Here is a 21,996-nt window from a genome sequence, read left to right as displayed (position 1 = left end):
TGGCTGCCGGCCGGGCTCTGCTGGACGCATGAGTGGTGGTTTCGGGTTCCCGATCGGCTGCGTCGCGGCGGTGGTGGCGGTGGTCCTGGCGGCCCTGGCCGGGCCGGCTCCGTGGTACTCACTGGTCACGCTGGGCGTGGTCGTGCTGGCGGCGGCGTTCCGGACGTCGGCCTTCGCTGCCGCTGGGGTGGCGGTGGTGGCTTGGGCGCTGCACGACGGTTTTGTCCTGGGCCGCGCCGGCGAGCTGACGTTTTCCGCGGCTTCCGGCGTCGCGGCTCTTGTGTTCGGCGCGGCTTTCGCGGTGGGTTCGGTCGCGGCGGTGGTCAGCCGGGCTCCGGTTGCGGTGCGGGTCCCCGCACCTCGGCTTCCGGCGGAAGTCGCGTCCCGCACCCCGGTCGGCACGGCGACCTGACCACCGTGTCGACCCTCCGATCACGCGTGTCGACCCTCCAGACACGCGAGTTCGCCGTTCCGGTAAACCGAACTCGCGTGATCGGAGCCGGAACTCGCGTGATTGAAGGCGGAACTCGCGTGATCAGGAGGTCGACACGCGTGATCGAACGGACGACACGTCAGGTGGCGCGAGGGGCCGAGGCCCGGCGGGCCGCGAGGGCCGCGATGATGCGCGGGAGGCCCGCCGGGTGGAGGGGGTCGATGCCGGTGAGGTCGCGGACGCGGCGGAGGCGGTAGTCGACCGTGTTGGGGTGGACGTGCAGCTTCGTCGCCGTGCGGCGGCGGTTCGTGTCCAGTTCGAGGTACGCCGCGAGCGTCTCGACGAGCTCGGGGTGCGCGTCCAGCGGCTCCAGCACCGCGGCCAGCCGGTCGCGGGCCGCGCCCGGGCGGGTCAGCTGGTACTCGAGCAGGACGTCGTCGAGGCGGTAGAGCCCTGGCGGGCGGCCCGACCAGCGCAGCACCTCCAGCACCTCGGCCGTCCGGACCGTTACTTCACGGACGTCGGACGGCTCCGCGGTTTCCGCCGCGGCCAGCACCTCCACGTCCGCCGCGCGGCCCGCCGCGGCCAGCAGCGCCCGCCACTCCGGCAGCGACGACAGCCGGCCGCCGAGCGGCAGCAGGACCAACCCGCCCGGGCCGTCCAGCGACGCCAGAACGCCGTCACCGCACGCCTGCTCGAACGCCGCGAGAAACCGGCGGAGCTTGCGACGGACCGCGATCTCCGCGTCCACGCCCGGTGACGCCTCGTCGGCGTGCGGCCCGAGCTCGACGCTCAGCACGAGGTATCGCGCCGGCAGCGTGATCCCCGCACTGCGCGCGACGACGTCGACCTGACCGCCGTCGACGAGCACCGACAGCAGGGTGCGCCGCGCGGTGTGCTCCTGGCCCACCTTGGTGCGCAGCTCCTCCAGGTATCCCCGCGTGACGGCGCCGGCGACCGTGCCGACAAACGCGAGCACGCGGTCCGCGACGTCCAGGAGGTCGGCGACGTCCGCGCTGCCCGCGTCCGCCGAGCCGACGGTGAAGATCTCCCGCGCGCCGAGGTGGTACGCGGTCAGCACCGCCTCCAGCGGAAAACCCTCCTCGGCCCGGCGCACCGCGGACGCGCCGATCTGCTGCAGCTCGGCGCTGTTGAGCTCACGGTCTTCGCGCAGGCTCCGGGCGAACGCGCGCACCGCCTGCTGCGTGATGCGCGCGATGTCGCCGGCGAGCTCCTCGACCGGCATCCGCCGGTAGTCCGCGACCTCACCCTGGATGCGCGCCAGCACGCGGGCGATCAGCTCGGGCTCCTCCCGGGTGAGCCGCTCGTGCACCCGCTGCCCGCCGAGGGTGAGGTCGCCGCCGGGCTTGTGCTCCGTCACAACCGATCCCCCCGTTCTCTGCCCGGACTCCCAGTCAATCCGGGCACGCTGGGTGCCGATGGTGTCACGGAAACCAACCGTAAGCACAACGTCAAGGAGGACGGCGTGCGAGTGAGGACAACGGCGTTCATCACGATCCTGGTCGCGGCCCTGGTCACGACGGCGGGCACGGCGGCGGCGAGCACCGCCGGGGAGTACGTGGCACTCGGGGACTCGGCCGCCGCCGGTCCGCTGATCCTGCCCCCGGACCTCTCGTCCCCGGGCTGCCTCCGCTCGCTCGTGAACTACCCGCACGTCGCGGCGAAGAGGCTCGGCCTGCCGCTCAAGGACGTCACGTGCTCGGGCGCGACGACCGCGGACATGTACGCGCCGCAGTCGACGGAGACCGGCGCGGTCCCGCCGCAGCTGGACGCGCTCGGCGCGAGCACGAAGACCGTGACGGTGACGATCGGCGGCAACGACGTCGGCCTGGTCGGCGCCGCGACCAGCTGCATCACCCTCCTGCCCGGCATCACCCCCGACTGCGTCGACCGTTACACCGCCGGCGGGCACGACCAGCTGGCCGAGAAGATCGCCGCGTTCGAACCGACGTGGGGCGCGCTGCTGGACGCGATCCACGCGCACGCGCCGAACGCCGCGGTCTTCGTCGCCGGGTACGGCACCTACCTGCCGCGCAACGGGTGCTGGCCGGTCGCGCCGCTGACCCCGCGCGACGCCAACTACATCCAGGGCAGCATCGACAAGACCAACGCCGCCCTCGCCCGGCAGGCCGCCGCGCACAACGCGCACTTCGTCGACGTCCGAACGGCGTCGATCGGGCACAACGTCTGCAAACTGCCGGGCGTCAAGTGGTTCGAGAGCGTGATCCCGACGTCGGTCGCGGCGCCGTTGCACCCGAACGCCGACGGCATGCGGGCCATCGGCGCGCTGGTGGCCGGGGCGGTCAGCGGCTGAAGTCCCAGCGGCTCGCGCCGTGCGGCTCGGCGGAGGCGACCCCGATCGCCCGGGTGAGCACGAGCCGGTACAGCAGCCACGGCGCGGGTCCGGCGCTCGGTGCCATGAACGACGCGTTGTAGCCGCCGTTTTCGACCGTCGCGGGCCAGCCGCCGTCGCGGTAGACGGCCGCCACCCGCTCGAGGGTGACGGGGTCGGTGACGTGCTCGGCCTCGCCTTCCATGGTGAGGTCGAGGCCGTTCAGGCGCACCGAGACGCTGCACGCCGGGTTCGCCGCGAGGTTGCGGGCCCGGCGCGTGCCGGCCCCGCTCACGAAGTACAGGGTGTCGTCGACCCAGATCGCGCCGACGCCGGCGGCGTGCGGCCGGCCGTCGGGGCGGACGGTCCCGACGAAGAACGTCAGGTCCTCCTTGGGGGTCTGGGTCGCGAGGAGGTCGCGCGCCCGGCTCCACGGCAGTGCCGCGTTCCCGTTCTGGTCGAGGTTCTTGGTTTTTGTCGGCTCAGTCATGCCTACGCGTCGAACGGGCCGACGGCGGATCGACACGCGGCGAGAGTCTTCTTCCCGCCGGGGTCGTTGTCGCTGGTGGCGGGCACGATCGCCAGCTCGTCGATCCCCGCTTCCGCGTACTCCCGCGCCTTCGCGGCGATCTCCGCGGGCGAGCCCAGCAGGCCCACGGTGGCAATCGCCGCCTCCGGCACGGCAGCCAGCAGCTCACGCGGGTGCGGCCGCGTGCGTGCGAAGTCGACCAGGTCGCCGAACCCCGCCGCGCGGAACATCTCGCCGTAGCCGGGCGCCGCGAGGTACCCGACGACGCCGCGACGCAGCTGGTCGAGCTCGGCCGGGCCCGGGTCCACCGCGCCGACGACCCACGCGGCCACCGGCGGCGGTGCGGTGCCCGCCCGCGCGGCCGCCTCCCGGAGACCGCGCACCAGCTCGCCGGCCGCGGCCGGGCTGACCAGGTTGACCACCATGCGGTCGGCGTGCCGCGCGGCGACGTCGAGGGCGCGCGGGCCGAACGCCGCGATCGTCAGTGGCGACTTCGGCGCGGCCAGCCGCAACCGGTACCCCCGGGACCCGACCACCGATCCGTCCACAGTGGACTTCTCCCCGGAGACCAGCTGCCGCACGGCGATCGCCGACTCCTCCAGCGCGGTGGCCGCCCGCGAACGGGACCGGCCGTGCCAGCCCCGCACCACGACGTCACTGGACGTCCCGAGCGCGACGCCGGTCGTCCGGCCGGTCAGCGCCGCGACCGACGCGACGCCCATCGCGATCGTCGCCGGGTCCCGGACGGTCACCGCGAGCGGCCCGAAGGTCAGCGAGAGCGACGAAGTCGCCGCGCCGATCGCGGTTCCCAGCGCGAACGCGTCCCACGTCGCCATCTCGCCGATCCACAGCTCCTCGTACCCGGCGGCCTCGGCGGCGCGCGCGGTTTCCAGGGCCTCCTCCGGCGGGCGGTCCTGCCAGAGCCCCAGCGACACCGAAAGCCTCATGCGGTGACCACCAGCGTGACGACCGTGGTGAACGAGCCGCCGACGTTCAGCGTCAACGCCGTCCGCGCGCCCTCGACCTGCGTTTCGCCCGCTTTCCCCGTCACCTGCCGCGCGACGTCGTGCAGCATGCGGACACCCGTCGCGCCGACCGGGTGGCCGAGGCCGATCAGGCCGCCGCCGGGGTTGATCCCGGCGGTCTCGAGGCCGCCGTCGGTGATGAACTTGCCGCCGTCGCCGGGCGGGGCGGCGCCGAGGTGCTCCAGCGCGACGAGCCCGGTGATCGTGAAGCAGTCGTGCAGCTCGACGACGTCGAGCGCGTCCGGCCCGGCCACGCCCGCGCGCTCGTAGGCGTCGACGACCGCGCCGCGCAGGTGCGGGAACAGGTACTCGCCACCGGACGCGATCTTCTCGGCCAGGCCGAGGTGCGAGGTGCGGTGCCCGAAGCCCGCGATGCGCGGGAAGCCGCCGCCGAGCCGTTCGGCGAACCGCGGCGAGGCCAGCAGGACCGCCGCGGCGCCGTCGGTGATCCGGCCGCAGTCCTGCTTGCGCAGGCGCCCTTCGATGACCGGGTTCAGCTCGTCGTCGGGCCCGAACGCGCCGGCCGGGAACCGCCAGTCCCGGGCCTGGGCGAGCGGATTCCGTGCCGCGCGGTCGAAAGCGTGCGAAGCGAACTGCCCGAGGTGCTCGGAGTCGAGCCCGTACCGCTCGTCGTAGGCATCGGCGACGTCGGCGAAGAGCGCGGGCCACGGGAACTTCGCGCCGACGGCTTCGTGCCCGGCCCAGGCGGCCGACCCGAGGTGCTCGGCGGCCCGCTGCCCGTCGACATTGCGCATCAGCTCGACCCCGACGACCAGCGCCAGGTCGTAACGGCCGGACTCCAGGTCGGCGCAGGCGGCCAGGACCGCCGTGCTGCCGGACGCGCACGCGGCCTCGTGCCGGGTCGACGGGACGCCGTCCAGCTCGGGCACCGCCGCCACCAGCAGCCCGCCCAATTGCGCCTGCCCGGTGAACAGCTCCGCCGCGAGGTTGCCGACGTGCGCGACCCCGACGTCCGCGGCGGTCACCCCGGCGTCGGCGAGGGCGGCCGGGACCACCTCGGCGAACAGCTCGAGGATCCCGCTGCCTTCCTTCGTGTAGTTGCGCGCGAAGTCGGTCTGCGCCCCGCCCAGCACGAACACCGTCATCGTTTCACTCCAGACTTTCCCGCAGCTGCCGCTTCAGGATCTTCCCGACGGGGTTGCGGGGCAAGGAATCCGCGTACTCGAGCCGTTCCGGGAGCTTGAACGCGGCCACTTTCTTCTCCCGCAGGTACTCGACCAGGTCCTCCAGCGACGGCTTGCGGTCGCCGGGCACGACCACCGCGCACACGCGCTCACCCATGACGTCGTCGGGCACCCCGACCACCCCGACGTCGGCGACGTCCGGGTGCCCGGCCAGCAGGCCCTCGACCTCGGCGGGCGAGATGTTCATCCCCCCGCGGATGACCAGGTCCTTGGCGCGGTCGACGTACTTCAGGAACTCCCCGCGGTCGCCGGCGATCTCGAAGACGTCGCCGGTGCGGAAGTGCCCGCCGGAGTCGAACGACGACGTGTCCAGCAGCTCGCCGATCGACGTCAGGTAGCCGGCGAACACCGTCGGCCCGGCGATGTGCAGCTCGCCGGGGCGCCCGGGTTCGGTCACGCGCTCGCCGGTGACCGGGTCGTGCAGCCGCACCGAGGTCCAGCCGGCGACGGGCGTCGACCAGGTGACGCCGGAGGCGTAGTTCGGGAAGTAGCTCGCGCGCTGGTCCGGGTCCGGGATGTCGACGGGACCGGACAGCAGCGCGGTGCCTTCGTTGGAGCCGAAGAAGTTGATGAGGTCGATCCCGTGGCGCTCCGCCCAGGTCCGCACGAGCCACGGCGAGAGCGGCGCCGAGCCGGACCCGATCTTCCGGACGCTCGAAATGTCCACTCCGGACAGGATCTTCTCGTTGTGCAGCAACATGGTCAGCAACGCGGGTGGCGCGAGGGTGTACGTCACGTGCTCGGCCGCGAGCTGGCCGAGGAACACCGGCAGGTCGAACGGGTGGTGCGGCACGAACACCGCGCCGGTCAGCAGCCAGGGCAGGAACATCCCGCCGATGCCGGCCATGTTCGTCATGGGGAACGGCGAGAGCAGGACGTCGTCACGGGTGATCCCCGCGGCCTGGACGCAGCCGCCCGCCGTCGCGAGCCAGTCGCCGTGACAGCGCGGGACAGCCTTCGGTTCGGCTTCGGTGCCGGACGTCCAGCAGATCGTCACGCAGTCGTTGACGTCGGTGTCGAGTGTGGACAGATAGTCGTCCAAAGTGGATTGGTCCGCTTCGGACAGTGGGTCTTCGGGCCAGGCCAGGGCGCCGGCCGGTTCGTCGTCCCCCCGGGCGACGACGAACCGGACCGACGGCGCCGTAGCGCCGATGAGCCCAAGGGCCGCCCCGGCGAGCGGGTGCTCGCCGTATCTGGATGCGGTGACCACCCCGACAGCCCCGGTGCGCCGGCACATCGGGCCCGTCTCGTGCTCCCGGTAGGACACCGGGAACGGGGTGACAACCGCGCCGATCCGCACGATCGCGAGGAACGCCTGGACCAGGGCCGAGCAGTTCGGCAGCTGCACGGCCACGACGTCACCTGCTCGCACCCCTCTGGCGAGCAGGAACGCGGCCAGGACGTCGACACGTTCGTCGAGCCGGTTCCAGGTCCACCGCACCGGGTCGCGTCCGACCAGTGCGGTGGTGTTCGGTGGATCGACCAGCGCGAGACCCTCCGGGTCGGCACTGACCCGCTCCTTCACGAGCCGGTCGATCGTCTCCGCACTCCACCATCCCCGCGTCCGGAAGTCCCGGGCGCGACCCTCTCGATGGCATCTCATGAACGGAGGTTTTCCAGCTGGTCCGCCCGGACCCAGGTCGCGTGAAAACCGAGCGGGACACGCTGGGGCAACAGGACCCTGGCCACGGGTCCGGCAGCGAGATCGGCGGCGTCGAAGATGTCCAGTTCCGAGCGTCCCTCACGCTCGTCCTGCACGAACGTCACCAGATAACCGTCCGCCGAATCGGCGGCTGCTCCGTCGCGGGGTGCGAACGGGGCCTCACTGCCCCACCGGCCGGGACCGAACCGGTATTCGGTCTTGGAGCCGGCAAGATTGTCGTAGCGCACGAGCCCGTCGAACTTCAGCGTCGACTCGGGCGAGATGTGCACCGCGTAGGAGTACCGGTTCCGGGCGCCGACCCCACGGGAGTCGACGGTCGGGAACTCGGTGTTGTCGTCGTCGAGCGGGGCCTCGCGGCACACGCCGGTCCGCAGGTTGAAGCGGTAGCGGTGCAGCTGGGCGTCGAGGCGCAGGTAGGAGAGCATCTTCGCGAGCGGCGTGTGCGCGTCGGCCCGCGGGGCGGGCTTGCGCACGCGGCAGACGTCGAGGACGACCTCTTCGCCCTCTTCCCAGGCGTTGACGACGTGGTAGATGTAGCACGGGCTAGCTTCGAACCACTTGATCTGGCTACCGTCTCCGTAGCGTGGCATGACGCCGAAGCGGCTCGGCATCGAGCGGTCGAAGTGCAGCTTGTGGCGGCCGAGCTTGGCCGCCTCGAGGTCCTGGACCAGCGGCAGGTCCATCAGCACCGCGTGGTGCTCGGTGATGGCCATGTCGTGCGGCAGGCGCGGGCCGGGCAGCTCGATCTCGGTGGTGGTCACGACCTGGCCGTCCGCGCTGATGACGCCGTAGCGCAGGTACGGCGGGCGCGGGCCGTAGTCGAACCAGAAGAGCTCGCCGGTGGCCTCGTCCACCTTGGGGTGGGCCATCATGTCGCCGACCAGCGTGCCGAGGAAGTCTTCGGCGCCGAGCGTCTCGAGCGAGAGCGGGTCGATGCCGTACGGCGAGCCGCACAGGTACCAGGTCGCGAGGATCCGGCCGCGGTGGAAGACGACGTCGGTGTTGGCGTTGTCCTTGAGGCCCAGGCCGTGGTGGTTGCCGAAGGGGTTGCCTTTCGGGTTCTCCATGACGCCGGTCCAGAGGCCCTTGCCGGCTTCGGACTCGGCCTCGAAGGCCTTCGTGCGGACCCAGCGGTTGCGGTAGCGCGCCTTGCCGTTCTCCAGGTGGACGGCGTGGATCATGCCGTCGCCGTCGAACCAGTGGTAGCGGCCTTCCGGGGCGAACCGCGGGTTGGGGCCGTTGCGCAGGTAGACGCCGTTGAGGTCCTTCGGGATTTCGCCGATGACCTGCAGGTCTTCCGCGTCGATCTCGGTGTCGACCGGGGCGTACACGCCGAGCAGGTAGGGGTTCGCCTCGCCGGTGTCCGCCGTCCGGGCCACCATCAGCGGCTGTTCGGAGGTGCTGGTCATCGGGCTTCTCCCTGGATGTCGGGCTCACCGCGCTGGCTGATGGGGATGAGACTATGATTTGTGTAGTCAGGTGTCAATAGGCTTCTTTTGCTGTAGCCAGGTGTACGCTGAGGCCGTTCTTGGACAGGGGGAATTACGGTGACCGAGGCGACTGCCCAACGCATGCGGCCCGCGGGGGATCCGCTCCGGAGAGCACTCGAACTGGTCGGCGACCAGTGGACGCTGCTCATCCTGCAAAGCCTTTTCCTGCGCTTCCGGCGGTACGAGGAGCTGCGGCTGCGGCTGGGCATCTCGCCGACGGCGTTGTCCGGGCGGCTGCGGGACATGGTGGAAGCGGGCATGCTCACGCGCGTGCCCTACCGCGACGCGCGGCGCACGCGGCACGAGTACCGGCTCACCGAGCGCGGCCTGGAGCTGTGGCCGCTGCTGATTTCGATCTGGGCCTGGGAACGCGAGTGGGTCGAAGGCCGCCGTGAGGTGCTGCCGACGCTCGTCCACCTCGACTGCGAGCTGGCTACATCAGCGCCCCTCGGCTGCGGCGCCTGCGGCCGCCGGGTCGACGCCCGTGACGTGCGGGCCACCCGGCTGGACAGCACCGGTGTCGCCGCCGCGACGGCGTCCAAGCGCTTCCGCCGCAAGGACGCGGAGTCGCTGGCCGGCGACCCGATGATGTTCTTCCCCGACACGATGGAGCTGCTCGGCGACCGGTGGTCGACGGGACTGCTGGTGTCGGCGCTGCTCGGCTGCCACCACTTCTCGGAGTTCGAGCGTGAGCTGGGGATCGGGCCGAGCGTGCTGTCGGCGCGGCTGAGCAAGCTCGTCGAGGTCGGCGTGCTGCGCACCGGCACGGCGAAGACCCGCACCGACGCCCGCGACTACCGGATGACGGCGAAGGGGCTGGCGTTCTTCCCGGCGCTGGCGTTCATCGCGGAGTGGTCGCGCGGGTTCGAGGTGACCGGCCAGGAGCCGGACATCACGCTGAACCACGTCGAGTGCGGCAACCGGCTGCGGCCGATCCTGCTGTGCGACCACTGCGGCCGTCCGCTGACGCGCCAGTCGGTGCAGTTCGGCGGAGTGCCCACACCGAAGCGGTGACGTAATCGACTCGCCAAGCGGCCCGGCCACTGCCAGGCTGGAGCGGTCACACGTCGTCAGTCCCGGAGGTAACCATGAGTGAACCGAATCCCTCGCCCAGCGGCGAGGAGGAGGACGACGTCAAGCGCAAGTTCCGGGAGGCGCTGGAGCGCAAGCAGGCGCACGCCCGCTCGGGCGCGTCCCACGAGAACGCCGGCGGCAAGAACCAGCACGCCCACGGCCCGGCGGCCAACAAGCGGACGTTCCGCCGCAAGAGCGGCTGAGCCCCGGCCGAGCCCGTGAAGGCCCCCACCGCGCGCGGTGGGGGCCTTCACCGTGTTCAGGGCGTGAACGAGCCCAGATGGTCGAGCGCCACGAACTGGCTGGCCGGGCTCGCCGCCGCGACCGCCTTGCGCAGCACCTCCAGGCCGCCGTTCGGGTCCTTCGCCTGGCCGAGCGGCAGGTCGAAGTCGTCCCAGTGGGTCGCAGCCACGTACCTCGGGTTGCCCAGCGTACGCAGCAGCCTCGGCACGTACTGCGTCACCTTCGCGCCGCCCGCCGGCACGCACACGACGTCCGGGCGCAGGCCCGCCAGCTCGGACTCGACGTAGTTGGAGCCGCCGAAGTCCAGCAGCGTGGCGCCGCCGCCGGTGACCGCGTACGCCAGCGTGCCGCCCTCCACCAGGTCCTCGATCACCTTCGGCCGGTCGCGGCGCGACAGCGGGCGCGAGCCCGGGAACGGCACCCGCGCGCGCTCGCCCGTCGCCGAGTGCAGGGACCTCAGGATCCGGATCGAGTAGCCGTCGAACGTCAGGTCCTCACCGCCGCTCGCGATCGCCAGCTGGTCCTCCGGGGCACCCAGGGCCGCCATGAGACTCAAATGGGTCTCGGTGCCGATGACCGTCGCGCCGGTGCGTTTGGCCAGGTAGGGGACGTCGGTGAGGTGGTCGTAGTGGCCGTGGGTCACCAGGATGTGGTCCGCGCGCAGCTCGCCGCGGTCGAGGTGGCCGTCGATGAGCGTCTTGTTCACTGACAGCGGGGTTTTCGGGTCCGCGCCCGCCGGTGTGTACGTCCCGGTCTTGAAGCGCGTCAGCCACGGGTCGATGAGGACGGTCTTCGTGCCGGCGCCGTCCGCGCTCGGGACGCGGACCTCCCAGCCGTTGTTTCCCCACCACCGCACGGTCATCCGCGACGCGCGGGGGCTCGCGGCCGCCGGCGTCACCCCCGCGAGGACCGTCGCCGCCACCGCGCCCGCGCCGAACAGCCCTCGCCTGCTGAATCCTGTGTCCATGCCGGGCAGCCGACCACGAACCGCGCCGCGCTGTCCAAGATCGGCACGGCGGCATGTCGATATGCGGACAGGTATCGTCGCAGCGTGGACCACCTCCGTTCGCTGCGGTACTTCCTCGTTGTCGCCGAAGAACTGCACTTCGGTCACGCGGCCGACCGGCTCGGCATCGCGCAGCCGCCGTTGAGCCAGCGCGTGAAGCGGCTCGAAGCCGAGCTGGGCGCGAAGCTGTTCGACCGCGGCCGCCGCGTCACGCTCACCGAAGCCGGCGAAGTGCTCCGCACGGAAGCGCGGGACCTGCTCTCCCGCTGGGACCGCATGACGGCGCTGGTCGCGAAGGCCGACCGCGGCGAGCTGGACGCCCTGCGCGCGGGCGTGCCGCCGGAGCTGTCCGGGCGGGTGCTCGCCGCGATCCTCACGGCGTTCGCCGAGCGCCATCCGGCCGTCCGCCTCGACCTCCAGGAGCTGACGACGGCCGAGCAGACCCGGCTGCTGGCCGGCCGCGAGCTGGACGCGGGGCTGCTGCAGCTGCCGGTCGACGTCGTCGGGCTTGACCTCGGGCCCGCGATCGACACCCCGCTGGGCGTGGTCCTCCCCCGCGACTCCCCGCTGGCGCGCCGCGCGTCGCTGGCCCTGGCCGACCTCGCGGGCGAAGGCCTGGTGCACGCACCCCGCGCGGCGGCGCCCGGGAGCTACGACGCGCTGCTGCGCACGTGCTGGGACCACGGCTTCCGCCCGGCCACGATCCGGCACGCGCGCAACCCGGAGTTCGCGCTCGGCCTGGTGCTCGCCGGGCACGGCGTCGCGTTCGAGCCGAGGGCCCGCAAGGAGCCGCGCGTGGTGTGGCGGCCGCTCGAGGACCGGCTGCCCGCGAGGACGGCGTTCGCGTGGCCGTCGTCGAGCCCGCACCCGCAGGCGGCGGCGCTGGCGGAGATCGCGGCGGAGGTCCTGCGCGACGACGGCGTGTCGCGGATCGTGCCGCCGGACCCGGGTGGGGCGCGGCCGTGGGACGTGTTCTACGACCGCGGCTGAGGGCGGGCCGGGGTCGCACGCGTGATCGGGCGGGCATCACGCGTGATTGGCGGCGCATCACGTGATTGGCGGGGCATCACGCGTGATCAGGCGGGCATCACCCGTGACCAGACAGGCATCACCCGTGACCGGCGGGGCATCACCCGTGATCAAGCGGGCATCACGCGCGACCGGCGGGGCATCGCCCGTGACCAGGCGGGCATCATGCGTGATTGGCGGGGCATCACGGTGGCGCGCCGAGGTTCTCCGAGCGCAGTTCCTCCACCGCCGTGCGGGCCGCGTCGCCGATCGCGCGGTCGATGTCCGGCCGTCGCAGCGTCTCTGCTCCGCCGACCGTGAACACCGCGATGGCGTAGGAGGTTCCGTCCGGGTAGGTGGCGACGCCGATTTCGTTGCGGATCCCCGGCATCGTGCCCGTCTTGGCGGCCACCGCCACCTCCGGCGGGAAGCCCGCCGTCAAGCGGTGCCAGCTGACCTGCGCCGTCATCCACTCGCGGAGCCGGGCCGCCGCCGGGTCGGCCCAGATCGCGGCAAGCAGGGCGGTCATCTCGCGCGGCGTGGTCGCCGAAGTCCGCAGCGGGTCCAGCGCCCGCAGCGGAACCTCCGCCGACGTGTCCTCGATGATCGTGCGCAGCAGGTCGCGCGGCGCGCCGATGACCGACGTCCGCGACAGGCCCAGCTCCGCCAGCAGCGACCGGACGTTCTCCACACCGACGCGGTCGAACAGCAGGTCCGCGGCCGTGTTGTCCGACACCGACAACGCCAGCAGAGCCGCGTCCCGCAGGCTGTACGAGACGTCGTCCGCGAAGCCCGCCGAACCACTGCCGCCCAGGCGGTCCGCGGCGGACGCGCGCACCCGGTCCGTGGGATCCAGCAGACCGGCCGCCACCTGGCGGGCGAACTCGTACACCAGCGGCACCTTCACCACGGACGCCAGCACGACCGGCTCGTCGGCGTCCAGCCCCACGCACTCGGCAGAGCCGAGACGGCGGACGTGCAGGAAGCCCCGCACGCCCGCCGCCGCGAAGATGTCCGAAAGGGTCACCCGGCCATGATGGACCGCAGCCGGCCGACCTCCGCCATCCGGCGCTCGGCGAGCCGGTCGGCCGCCGTCGCCGGGGGCACGCCGTCGGCGACGGCCAGCTCGAACACGGCCTTCGTCGTGTCGAAGATGGCCGTGGTCTTGCGCTTGGCGCGCTCGAAGTTGAAGCCGTGCCGCTCGTCGTCGACCTGGATCACGCCGCCCGCGTTGACCAGGTAGTCCGGCGCGTACAGCACCCCGCGGTCGGCGAGCTGCTTGTCGATCCCGGCGTGCGCGAGCTGGTTGTTGGCCGCGCCGCAGACGATCTTCGCGCCGAGCACCGGCACGGTCTCGTCGTTCAGGGCGCCGCCGAGCGCACAGGGCGCGAAGACGTCCAGCTCCGCACGCACCAGGGTGTCCACATCGGACACGACCTGCACGGTCGGGTAGATCGACTGGGTCCGGGCGAGCGCGGGCGCGTAGACGTCGGTGATCGTCACCTGCGCGCCGGCCTCCACGAGGTGCCCGACGAGGATGTGCCCGACCTTGCCGACGCCGGCCACGCCGACCCGCTTGCCGGCCAGGTCCGGGCTGCCCCAGAGGTGCTCGACCGAGGCCCGCATGCCCTGGAAGACGCCGAACGCGGTCAGCACGGACGAGTCGCCGGCGCCGCCGTCCTCGGGCGAGCGGCCGGTGACGTACCGGGACTCCCGCGCCACGATGTCCATGTCCTGCACGTACGTGCCGACGTCGCACGCCGTGATGTAGCGGCCGCCCAGGGACTGCACGAAGCGCCCGTACGCGCGCAGCAGCGCTTCGGACTTGAGCGTCTTCGGGTCGCCGATGATGACGGCCTTGCCGCCGCCGAGGTCGAGCCCGGCCAGCGCGTTCTTGTACGCCATGCCCTTGGACAGCGCGAGCACGTCGTCGAGCGCGTCGGATTCGGTGGCGTAGGGGTGGAAGCGCGTCCCGCCCAGCGCGGGTCCGAGCGCCGTGGAGTAGATGCCGATTATGGCCTTGAGGCCACTGGCTTCGTCGTGGCAGTACACGACCTGTTCGTGCCCGGAGTTCCGGGCGAACACTCCTTCGGTCACGGTGGTGACTCCTTCGTCTCCCGCGCCCGGTTCGTGACCGGGACGCGCTCCAAGGTTGACCGGCGGGCGGGGCGGAGGTCGTCCGCCTGATTGCCCATCCGGGACCCAACCTAGATCCCTCGCCCGAGGCGGACCAGGGGAGGTCTCGCGATACGGACTGGTAACGCGGAGATCAGCCCCGGACCACCGAGCCGAGGGTCGCCATCGCCGTTTCCAGCTGGGTGTCCGAAAGGTACGGCGCCGGGCCGAACCGCAGGTGGTGACCGCGGCTGTCGGTGCGGACGCCCTCGGCGGCCAGCGCCGCTTGCAGGCCCGCGGCGTCCGGGGCCCGCAGGGAAAGGAACCCGCCGAGCTGGGCCAGCGGCGTCTCGCGATCCCGCGTGACGACGTCCTCGGGCAGCCCGAGCTTGTCGAACACCTCCGCGAGCAGGCCCACCTGGTGCTGCGACACCTCGCGCAGGAACTCCGGCGTGAGCCCCTGCTCGGCGAAGAACCGCTGGACGCGGGCCCCGCGGTAGTGGCTGGCCGGGTCGTAGGTGGCGCCGGCGAACCGGTCACCACCGGTCGCGTACGGCACCGCGCCCGGGTGCCGCTCGTCGGCGAGCGCACCGAACTCGGCGTACCAGCCGGTGATCACCGGCCGCAGCTCCTGGGCGTGCGCGGGCAGCCGCAGGAAGCAGTTGCCCTCCCCCAGCTGCAGGTACTTGTACCCGCCGCCGAGCACCCACGCGTTGGTGAGCCCCAGGTCGTGCAGCGCGAACGGCACCACGCCGAGCGCGTGGTAGGCGTCCACGACCAGCTCGATCGACCGGGCTCGGCACGAGTCGGCCAGGTGCGCGAGCCCCGGCACCAGCCGCGACGTCTCGAACAGCACGGCCGAGACGAGCACCGCCGCGGTGTTGTCGTCGACTTCGCCGGCGACCCGCTCGGCGAGCGTCGTCACCGGGTCCAGGGGCACCCGGACGACCTCGACGCCCTCCTCCTCGAGGCGCGCGAGCTGGCGGCGCAGCGTGTGGAACTCGCCGTCGGTGGTGACGAGACGCGGTCTTCGGGGCAGCTCCATCGCCGAGAGGAAGCGCAGCACGAGGTCGTGCGTGCTCGCGCCGAGCGCGTACTCGCCGTGCGGGTCGCCGAGCAGCAGGCGGAAGCCCGCGCGCAGCTCGTCGGCTTTCGCGAAGGCGCGGCCCCACTTCTCGTCGACATCACGGGCGGCGTCGGCGAAGGACTCCAGGAGCCCTTCTTCGGCGATGTCCGGCCAGGCCTGGTGCGAATGCCCGGACAGCAGCAGGCGCTCCCGGACGGAGAACCGGGTGTAGTGCGGGGCGAGCGCGTTGTCGTCGGCCCGCAGATCGTCCAAGGTGGTCAAAGTCGGCTCCGTACGGCCCAGAGATCCGGGAACATCGGCTGGAAAAGGGTGGTACGCAGGTAAGTCGCGCCGGACGACCCTCCCGTCCCGGTCTTGTCGCCGATGGTGCGTTCGACCATCTTCACGTGCCGGTAGCGCCACTCCTGCATCCCTTCGTCGAGATCGACCAGACACTCCGCGACGACCGACGGACCGCCGTCGTCGCTGTACACGTCCAGCAATATCGCCTGCAGGGCCGGGGAGGGCTCCACCGGGAGAGTGACGTCTCGGTCACACCCGACCGGGTAGCCAGAAGCCTTGAGGTACGCGAGAAAAGAGTCGAACAACGACGGCCGCGCCATCGCTTCGGCGATGCTCTTCCGCTGCTCGCCGTCTTCGGGGTAGTGCGCGAACACCCGCTCGTCGCGCCGTCCGAGCACCGCTTCCAGCTCGCGGAACTGGGCCGACTGGAAGCCGCTCGAAGCGTCCAACCGGGTGCGAAAGCTCGTGAACTGGCTGGGGGTCATGGTTTCCAGCACGTCGATCTGCGCGACGGCGACCTTGAGGATCGTCAGGATCCGCCGCAGGATCCGGATCGAGTGCGCGGTGTTGCCCGCTTCGAGGTTCTTCTGCAGGAACGCGGCTTCGTGCAGGATCTGCTTGAACCACAGCTCGTACACCTGGTGGATCACGATGAACAGCAGCTCGTCGTGCTCGTCCGAACGCGGGCGCTGCGCCTCGAGCACCTCGTCGAGCGCCAGGTACGAGGTGTAGCTCAATGCTTCCTGGGTCTGGGCGTTGATGTCGGTCATCCCTGGGTCACCTCGTCGAAGTGGCGCTGGGCCGCGGGGGCCAGCGCGGTGTACAGATCGTGGAACAGGTCGACCGCGGCCGCCCGGTGCTCGGGCGCCGGCACCAGGTCGGCGGGCAGCTCGGGGTCGAAGGACGGGAACGCGCGGAAGGTGTGCACCAGCCGCGTCCGGACGGCGAAGGCTTCGGCGTCCGGGATGTCCCTTCCCGCGTACCCGCCGAACTGGTCGACGAACACCGTGTAGCGCGCGGCCAGCTCGTCGAGGTCCCAGGCCCGGCCGGCGAAGCGCCGGACGTCCAGCGCGGCCGACGGCCGGCCGAGCAGCAGCGCCGCGTGCTCGGTGACCCCCAGCTCGACGAGCAGGGCGACGACCTCGGCCTCGCGGTCGTGCGGGGCGATCCAGGTGCCGTCCTGGTACGGCCCGAACCCGAGGAACCGCAGCCGCCTGACCAGGCGTTCCCGTGCTTGGCGGCGGCTCTCCGGGATGCTCTGCCAGAGCACCGTCCACTCCTCGGCGGCGCGCTCGCGGCGGCCGAGCGAGAAGATCCGGTGGTCACCGTCGGCGAGCAGGGCGATGGTGCGGCCGGTCAGCGAGTAGTGCACGGTGCGGCCCTCGCGGTGGCGCTGCAGCAGGCCGCGGCGCACCATGCGGGTGAGCGCGATCCGCGCCGCGCCGTCGGAGAAGCCCAGCTCGGCGAGCACCGCGACCAGGCCGCCCGACCACACGCGCCGGGTCTCGCGCGGGTGCACGTAGCTGCCCAGCAGCGTCAGGACCAGCTCCTGAGGGCTCGCGTCGAACGCTTCTCCGGGCATGGGGACAACTCTATACACCTCAGGCCGCTGCGGTGTAGCTTGATTTGCGTGACGTACTTCGCGGACCTCAGCTCGCGGCAGGTCGCGGCCCTCCCGGACGGCTCACGCGTCCCCGTGCTGCTGCTCCCGCTCGGCGCGGTCGAGCCGCACGGCCCGCACGCGCCGCTGGGCACCGACCCGCTGATCTCGCGCGGGATGTGCGAGCGCGCGGCCGAGCGGCTGGCCGCCGACGACGACGTCCACGTGCTGGTCCTGCCCGAGGTCCCCTACGGCGTGACGCGGTTCGCCGCGGGGTTCGCCGGCGGTGTCCACGTCGGCGAGGAGACGCTGCACTCGCTGCTCGTCGACATCGGGGCCGCGCTGATCGGCCAGCGCCTGCGCCGGATCCTGCTGGTCAACAACCACTTCGAGCCCGCGCACCTGGTCACCCTCCGGCGCGCGGTAGAGACGTTGAACTTCGCTTACGACGGGCGTGCCGCCCTGCTCGACCTGGTCCGGCGCAACCACGCGCAGCGGCTGACCGCGGAGTTCCGGTCGGGCGAGTGCCACGCCGGGCGGTACGAGACGTCGCTGGTGCTGGCCGACCGGCCCGAGCTCGTCGACCAGCCGTTGATGCGGACGTTGCCGCACGTGCCCGTCAGCTTGGCTTCCGCGCCCGACGACGGTGGTTTCCTGGCCATGGGCATGACGGAGGCTTACTGCGGCGCGCCGGCCGAAGCGACCGCGGAGGAGGGCGTGTCGACCTTCTCGACCCTGACCGACCTGCTGGTGGAAGCGATCCGGGAGCTGGCCCGTGAGTGAGCCGTTCAACCTCGCCACGCACTTCCTCGACCGGCACGTGGCCGAGGGCCGCGGTGACCGGACCGCGCTGTTCGTCGGGGACCGCGCGGTCAGCTACGCGTCGCTGGCGGCGCTCGCCAACCGCGCCGGCCACGTGCTGCGCGACGCGGGTGTCCAAAAAGGACATCGGGTGCTGCTGGCGCTGAGCGACGGTGAGGAGTTCGTCGCCGCCTGGTACGGCGCCCAGAAGATCGGCGCGGTCACCGCCGAGGTCTACCCGTTCCTGCAGCCCAAGGACTACGCGTACTACCTCGGTTACACCGAAGCCGTCGCCGTGCTCGCCGACGCCGTCACGCTGCCCGCGTTGCGGACGGCGGGTGCGCGGAACCTGCTGGTCACCGGGGTTCCGGAGAGCGAGCTGCGGCCGGGCGAGCGTCCATTCCGGACATTGGTCGACGCCGCGCCGGACACTCTCGAAGCCGCGCCGACAACCCTCGACGACGTCGGGATCTGGAAGTTCACCACCGGCAGCACCGGCGCGCCCAAAGCGTGTGTGCATCCCTTGCGCAGTGCGAAAGAGAGCTTCGAGCGGTACGCCGTCCAGGTGCTCGGGCTGCGCGAGGACGACCGGGTCCTCGCCGTGCCCAAGCTGTTCTTCGGCTACGCGCGCGACCTGGTGGCGCTGTTCCCGTTCGGCGTCGGCGCGGCCGGGATCGCGTTCCCCGAGCGCAGCACGGCGGACCTCATCTTCGAGCTGATCGCCCGCCACCGACCGACCGTGCTGGTCAACGTGCCGACGATGATGAGCGCGATGGTCGCGCACCCGGCCGCGGCCGCGCAGGACCTCAGCTGCCTGCGCATGACTACGTCCGCCGGCGAAGCCTTGCCGCCGGAGCTGCACCGGAAGTGGGACGCGACCTTCGGGGTGCCGGTGGTGGACGGGATCGGCTCGTCCGAGGCCTACCACATCTACCTGTCGAACCGGCCGGGCGCCGCGCGGCTCGGCACGCTCGGCACGCCGGTGCCCGGGTACACCGCGCAGGTCGTCGACGAGCTCGGGAACCCGTTGCCCGACGGCGAAATCGGGCCCTTGCGCGTGACCGGGCCGACGATCGCGCTGGAGTACTTCGGCGACGCCGAGAAGTCCGCGCGGACGTTCGACGGCGACACGCTGACCTCGGGTGACCTGTTCAGCCGGACCGACGGGTACTTCCGCCACCACGGCCGGGCCGACGCGCTGCTCAAGGTCGGCGGGGTGTTCGTCGCGCCCGGCGAGATCGAGGACTGCCTGCTCGGGCACGCCGCCGTGATGGACTGCGCGGTGGTCGGCCACGAGACCGGCGGCCTCGTCGTGCCGCGCGCGTACGTCGTGCTGCGGCCGGGCGGTGCGGTGTCGGCGGACGAGCTCAAGGACCACGCGAAAGCCCACCTGGCCAAGCACAAGTACCCCCGTGAGGTGGTCTTCGTGACCGAACTTCCCCGCACTGCCAACGGAAAGCTCGACCGACGCGCCCTGGCGGCCCGCCCGTGAGCCGCCTGGTCGTCGTCACGGGCGGCACCCGCGGCATCGGCGCGGCGATCGCGGCGCGGTTCTCCGCGGCCGGCGACACCGTGCTCGCGCCGGGGCGCGCGGAGTGCGACGTCACCGACGAAGACGCCGTCAACGCCTATTTCGAGGCGGCGGGTCCGGTGGACGTGCTGGTGAACAACGCCGGGATTTCTTCCAGCGCACCGGTTTCCCGGACTTCGCTCGCCGACTGGCACGCGCAGCTGGAGGTCAACGCGACCGGCGCGTTCCTGTGCACCCGCGCGGTGCTGCCGGGGATGCGCTCGCGGGACCGCGGCCGGATCGTCACGGTCGCCTCGACCGCGTCGCACGTCGGTTACCGCTACACCGCCGGGTACACGGCGTCGAAGCACGCGGCGGCCGGGCTGATGCGGGCGGTCGCGGCGGAGCTGGCGGGCACCGGCGTCACGGCGAACGCGGTCTGCCCCGCGTTCGTGCGCACCGACATGACGGCGACGTCGGTGGCGCGCATCCAGGAGCGCACCGGCCGGGCTTCCGAGGAGGCCGAGGCCGCGCTGGCGTCGGCGTCCCCGCTCGGCCGGCTCCTGGAACCTTCGGAGGTGGCGTTCGCCGTCGCCTTCCTGGCGGCCCCCGAAGCCGCCGCGATCAACGGCCAGACCCTCGTACTCGACGGCGGAGGAATCCAGTCATGAGCCCGTTCCGCGCGACCGCACCGCTGACGAAGGAGTGGGAACACTTCGAGTTCACCGTTTCCGACGGCGTGGCGACCGTGACTTTCACCCGGCCGGAGAAGCTCAACGCACTGACGTTCGACGTATACGCGGATCTGCGCGACCTCGTGCTGGAGCTGCCGCAGCACGAAGACGTCCGGGTGCTGGTGATCACCGGGCAGGGCCGCGGGTTCTGCTCCGGCGGCGACGTCGAGGAGATCATCGGCGAGCTCCAGAAGTTCGAGACGGCGCAGCTGCTGGAGTTCACCCGCATGACGGGCGCGGTGGTGAAGGCGCTGCGCGAATGCCCGCTGCCGGTGATCGCGGCGGTCAACGGCGTCGCGGCGGGCGCGGGTTCGGTGATCGCGCTGGCGAGCGACTTCCGCCTGCTGGCGGAGTCGGCGAAGTTCGCGTTCCTGTTCACCAAGGTGGGCTTGGCGGGGGCCGACATGGGGTCGGCTTATCTGCTGCCGCGGCTGGTGGGCTTGGGCCGGGCGACGGAACTGCTGATCCTGGGTGACAAGGTGTCGTCTTCGCGGGCTTCGGAGATCGGGTTGGCCACGCAGGTGGTGCCGGACGACTCGCTGGCATCGACGGCCACCGCGCTGGCGCGTCGTTTGGCGGACGGCCCGGCTTTGGCGTACGCGACGACGAAGGTGCTGCTGACGCGGGAACTGGACATGGACCTGGGCAGCGCGATCGAGCTGGAGGCGATGACCCAGGCGCTTCTGATGACGGCGAAGGACCACAAGGAGTTCTACGCGGCTTGGTCCGCGGGGCGCGAACCCCGGTGGACCGGCCGCTAGACCCGGCGAGACCACTGTGTTGTTCGAGACGCACGAAGACTGCTCGTTCGAGTTCGTCGACGCCGCCGGGCGGTCCTGGTCGCGGCGGGGCGCGCGGCTCTCGAGGCACGGAACAACGCTGGAACGGCTCCTCCGCCGAGCCTGAAACTCAGCGAGCCGTCACCGCGATCGCGTCCTCCTCCAGCGAACCGAAGTACAGCCGACCCTGCCACTCCCGCACCCCGACGAGCATGTGGAAGCCCGGGATCTCGCCGCGGAGCTCCCGCTCCACCTTGCCGTCCGCGGCCACGCCCAGGACGCCCACCTCGCGGCCCGGGCTCGGTTGGAGCGACGTCGGGAGCGCTCGGACGCCCGCCCTCAGGAACGCCGGGAGGCGGCGCACCACGTCCAGTGCCGCCACGCGCGGAGACGCCTGGGTGATCCAGATCAGGCCGTCCGAGCCCGTCGCGATGTTGTCCGGGAACCCCCACAGCCCGTCCACGAACACGTCGGACCGGCCCTGGCGGGAACCCCGCAGCCACACGCGTGACACGCTGAACCCGCCCGTCTCCGCCACCGCCACGAACGACTCGTCCGGGGCCAGTGCGACGCCGTTCGCGAACTGGAGGCCGTCCAGGACCAGGTCGATCGTGCCGTCCGGGTTCCGTCGCAGGAGACGGCCGCCCGCGGTCTGCTCGATCAGGTCGTCGCGCCAGTTGTCGATGCCGAAGCGGCGCGAGGAGTCCGTGAAGTAGACCGTCCCGTCGGCGGCCACCGCCGCGTTGTTGCAGAACACGAAGTCCAGGCCCAGCGCCGAAGTGGCCAGCACCGACGGCTTCCCGCCCGACAGCGGCACCGCCAGCAGCCCGGCCCGCGCGTCGCAGATCAGCAGCTCGTCTTCGCCGTACAGCTCCAGCCCGAGCGGGCGGCCGCCGGTGTCGGCGATGACGTCGATGCGGTGGCCGTCCGGGGAGAGCCGCAGGATCCGGCCGTCGTCGACGCCCGTGTAGATCCGGCCTTCGCCGTCGACCACGACGTCCTCCGGGCCGTGCCCGTTGACCGGGATGACCGTGACCTCGCCGAACCGCATCAACCGCT

Annotated in this window: 22 protein-coding genes; 9 read left to right on the top strand and 13 right to left on the bottom strand. The window is 72.0% G+C overall.

What is annotated here, in order from left to right:
* The first annotated feature begins 28 nt into the window (after positions 1 to 28).
* Positions 29 to 412, top strand: a complete 384-nt coding sequence (locus tag ACZ61C_RS07955; RefSeq protein ID WP_465304091.1) for a hypothetical protein — start codon at positions 29 to 31, stop codon at positions 410 to 412.
* Positions 413 to 572: 160 nt separating this feature from the next.
* Here ACZ61C_RS07955 and ACZ61C_RS07950 read toward each other — a convergent pair whose 3' ends face one another.
* Positions 573 to 1,814 (bottom strand): PucR family transcriptional regulator, encoded by a 1,242-nt coding sequence (locus ACZ61C_RS07950; protein WP_465304089.1) that lies wholly within the window; start codon positions 1,812 to 1,814, stop codon positions 573 to 575.
* Positions 1,815 to 1,925: 111 nt separating this feature from the next.
* Here ACZ61C_RS07950 and ACZ61C_RS07945 point away from each other — a divergent pair, with 111 nt between their 5' ends.
* Complete coding sequence (locus ACZ61C_RS07945) at positions 1,926 to 2,768, top strand: SGNH/GDSL hydrolase family protein (protein WP_465304232.1); 843 nt, start codon at positions 1,926 to 1,928, stop codon at positions 2,766 to 2,768.
* Here ACZ61C_RS07945 and ACZ61C_RS07940 read toward each other — a convergent pair.
* The 5 genes from ACZ61C_RS07940 to ACZ61C_RS07920 all read right to left on the bottom strand — a co-directional run bounded on the left by ACZ61C_RS07940 (position 2,758) and on the right by ACZ61C_RS07920 (position 8,617).
* On the bottom strand, positions 2,758 to 3,276 hold the full coding sequence (locus ACZ61C_RS07940) for a pyridoxamine 5'-phosphate oxidase family protein (protein WP_465304087.1): 519 nt from the start codon (positions 3,274 to 3,276) through the stop codon (positions 2,758 to 2,760). The genes ACZ61C_RS07945 and ACZ61C_RS07940 overlap by 11 nt on opposite strands.
* Positions 3,277 to 3,278: 2 nt before the next feature.
* Positions 3,279 to 4,262 (bottom strand): LLM class F420-dependent oxidoreductase, encoded by a 984-nt coding sequence (locus ACZ61C_RS07935; RefSeq protein WP_465304085.1) that lies wholly within the window; start codon positions 4,260 to 4,262, stop codon positions 3,279 to 3,281.
* Positions 4,259 to 5,446 carry an acetyl-CoA acetyltransferase gene (locus tag ACZ61C_RS07930; protein WP_465304083.1) on the bottom strand — a complete coding sequence of 396 codons (1,188 nt, stop codon included), beginning with the start codon at positions 5,444 to 5,446 and terminating at the stop codon, positions 4,259 to 4,261. The genes ACZ61C_RS07935 and ACZ61C_RS07930 overlap by 4 nt, the downstream gene beginning before the upstream one ends.
* 4 nt (positions 5,447 to 5,450) lie before the next feature.
* Positions 5,451 to 7,070, bottom strand: a complete 1,620-nt coding sequence (locus ACZ61C_RS07925; RefSeq protein ID WP_465304081.1) for a class I adenylate-forming enzyme family protein — start codon at positions 7,068 to 7,070, stop codon at positions 5,451 to 5,453.
* A gap of 74 nt (positions 7,071 to 7,144) precedes the next feature.
* Positions 7,145 to 8,617, bottom strand: a complete 1,473-nt coding sequence (locus tag ACZ61C_RS07920; RefSeq protein WP_465304079.1) for a carotenoid oxygenase family protein — start codon at positions 8,615 to 8,617, stop codon at positions 7,145 to 7,147.
* A gap of 138 nt (positions 8,618 to 8,755) precedes the next feature.
* Here ACZ61C_RS07920 and ACZ61C_RS07915 point away from each other — a divergent pair, with 138 nt between their 5' ends.
* Both ACZ61C_RS07915 and ACZ61C_RS07910 read left to right on the top strand, forming a co-directional pair.
* A complete protein-coding gene (locus tag ACZ61C_RS07915) occupies positions 8,756 to 9,712 on the top strand; it encodes a winged helix-turn-helix transcriptional regulator (protein WP_465304077.1) in 957 nt (318 codons plus the stop codon).
* Between the two features lie 74 nt (positions 9,713 to 9,786).
* Positions 9,787 to 9,975: a DUF5302 domain-containing protein gene (locus tag ACZ61C_RS07910; RefSeq protein WP_465304075.1), complete on the top strand. Its 189-nt coding sequence runs from the start codon at positions 9,787 to 9,789 to the stop codon at positions 9,973 to 9,975.
* A gap of 56 nt (positions 9,976 to 10,031) precedes the next feature.
* On the opposite strand, the gene ACZ61C_RS07905 is transcribed toward ACZ61C_RS07910, so the two are convergent.
* A complete protein-coding gene (locus ACZ61C_RS07905) occupies positions 10,032 to 10,982 on the bottom strand; it encodes an MBL fold metallo-hydrolase (protein ID WP_465304073.1) in 951 nt (316 codons plus the stop codon).
* Positions 10,983 to 11,066: 84 nt separating this feature from the next.
* Between ACZ61C_RS07905 and ACZ61C_RS07900 the strand changes: the two genes are divergently transcribed.
* Entirely contained in the window at positions 11,067 to 12,011 is a 945-nt protein-coding gene (locus ACZ61C_RS07900) for a LysR substrate-binding domain-containing protein (RefSeq protein WP_465304071.1), read from the top strand.
* A gap of 223 nt (positions 12,012 to 12,234) precedes the next feature.
* Here ACZ61C_RS07900 and ACZ61C_RS07895 read toward each other — a convergent pair whose 3' ends face one another.
* From ACZ61C_RS07895 to ACZ61C_RS07875, 5 genes are all read right to left on the bottom strand, one after another.
* On the bottom strand, positions 12,235 to 13,056 hold the full coding sequence (locus ACZ61C_RS07895) for a serine hydrolase (RefSeq protein WP_465304069.1): 822 nt from the start codon (positions 13,054 to 13,056) through the stop codon (positions 12,235 to 12,237).
* The gene (locus ACZ61C_RS07890) at positions 13,053 to 14,126 is read right to left on the bottom strand and encodes a Glu/Leu/Phe/Val dehydrogenase dimerization domain-containing protein (RefSeq protein WP_465304067.1); all 1,074 of its coding nucleotides are present in this window, start codon (positions 14,124 to 14,126) and stop codon (positions 13,053 to 13,055) included. Before ACZ61C_RS07890 ends, ACZ61C_RS07895 begins: the two co-directional genes overlap by 4 nt.
* Before the next feature lie 172 nt (positions 14,127 to 14,298).
* Entirely contained in the window at positions 14,299 to 15,492 is a 1,194-nt protein-coding gene (locus tag ACZ61C_RS07885) for a kynureninase (protein ID WP_465304064.1), read from the bottom strand.
* The gene (locus ACZ61C_RS07880; RefSeq protein ID WP_465304062.1) at positions 15,489 to 16,283 is read right to left on the bottom strand and encodes a tryptophan 2,3-dioxygenase; all 795 of its coding nucleotides are present in this window, start codon (positions 16,281 to 16,283) and stop codon (positions 15,489 to 15,491) included. The genes ACZ61C_RS07885 and ACZ61C_RS07880 overlap by 4 nt, the downstream gene beginning before the upstream one ends.
* On the bottom strand, positions 16,280 to 17,095 hold the full coding sequence (locus ACZ61C_RS07875) for a PaaX family transcriptional regulator (protein WP_465304060.1): 816 nt from the start codon (positions 17,093 to 17,095) through the stop codon (positions 16,280 to 16,282). Before ACZ61C_RS07875 ends, ACZ61C_RS07880 begins: the two co-directional genes overlap by 4 nt.
* A 48-nt stretch (positions 17,096 to 17,143) precedes the next feature.
* Between ACZ61C_RS07875 and ACZ61C_RS07870 the strand changes: the two genes are divergently transcribed.
* The 4 genes from ACZ61C_RS07870 to ACZ61C_RS07855 are packed head-to-tail and all read left to right on the top strand — an operon-like array spanning position 17,144 to position 20,919.
* Entirely contained in the window at positions 17,144 to 17,896 is a 753-nt protein-coding gene (locus tag ACZ61C_RS07870) for a creatininase family protein (RefSeq protein ID WP_465304057.1), read from the top strand.
* The gene (locus ACZ61C_RS07865) at positions 17,889 to 19,406 is read left to right on the top strand and encodes a benzoate-CoA ligase family protein (protein WP_465304055.1); all 1,518 of its coding nucleotides are present in this window, start codon (positions 17,889 to 17,891) and stop codon (positions 19,404 to 19,406) included. The genes ACZ61C_RS07870 and ACZ61C_RS07865 overlap by 8 nt, the downstream gene beginning before the upstream one ends.
* Positions 19,403 to 20,095, top strand: coding sequence for an SDR family NAD(P)-dependent oxidoreductase (locus tag ACZ61C_RS07860; protein ID WP_465304053.1), 693 nt, complete (start codon positions 19,403 to 19,405; stop codon positions 20,093 to 20,095). Before ACZ61C_RS07865 ends, ACZ61C_RS07860 begins: the two co-directional genes overlap by 4 nt.
* Positions 20,092 to 20,919: an enoyl-CoA hydratase family protein gene (locus tag ACZ61C_RS07855; protein ID WP_465304051.1), complete on the top strand. Its 828-nt coding sequence runs from the start codon at positions 20,092 to 20,094 to the stop codon at positions 20,917 to 20,919. Before ACZ61C_RS07860 ends, ACZ61C_RS07855 begins: the two co-directional genes overlap by 4 nt.
* 148 nt (positions 20,920 to 21,067) lie before the next feature.
* Here the strand turns inward: ACZ61C_RS07855 and ACZ61C_RS07850 are convergent, their stop codons facing one another.
* The gene (locus ACZ61C_RS07850) at positions 21,068 to 21,988 is read right to left on the bottom strand and encodes an SMP-30/gluconolactonase/LRE family protein (protein ID WP_465304050.1); all 921 of its coding nucleotides are present in this window, start codon (positions 21,986 to 21,988) and stop codon (positions 21,068 to 21,070) included.
* Positions 21,989 to 21,996 lie beyond the last annotated feature (8 nt).

Source organism: Amycolatopsis sp. NPDC104587, assembly GCF_055583645.1.
Note: the sequence above shows the minus strand (reverse complement) of the source record. Positions and strands in the feature narration are given on the sequence as shown.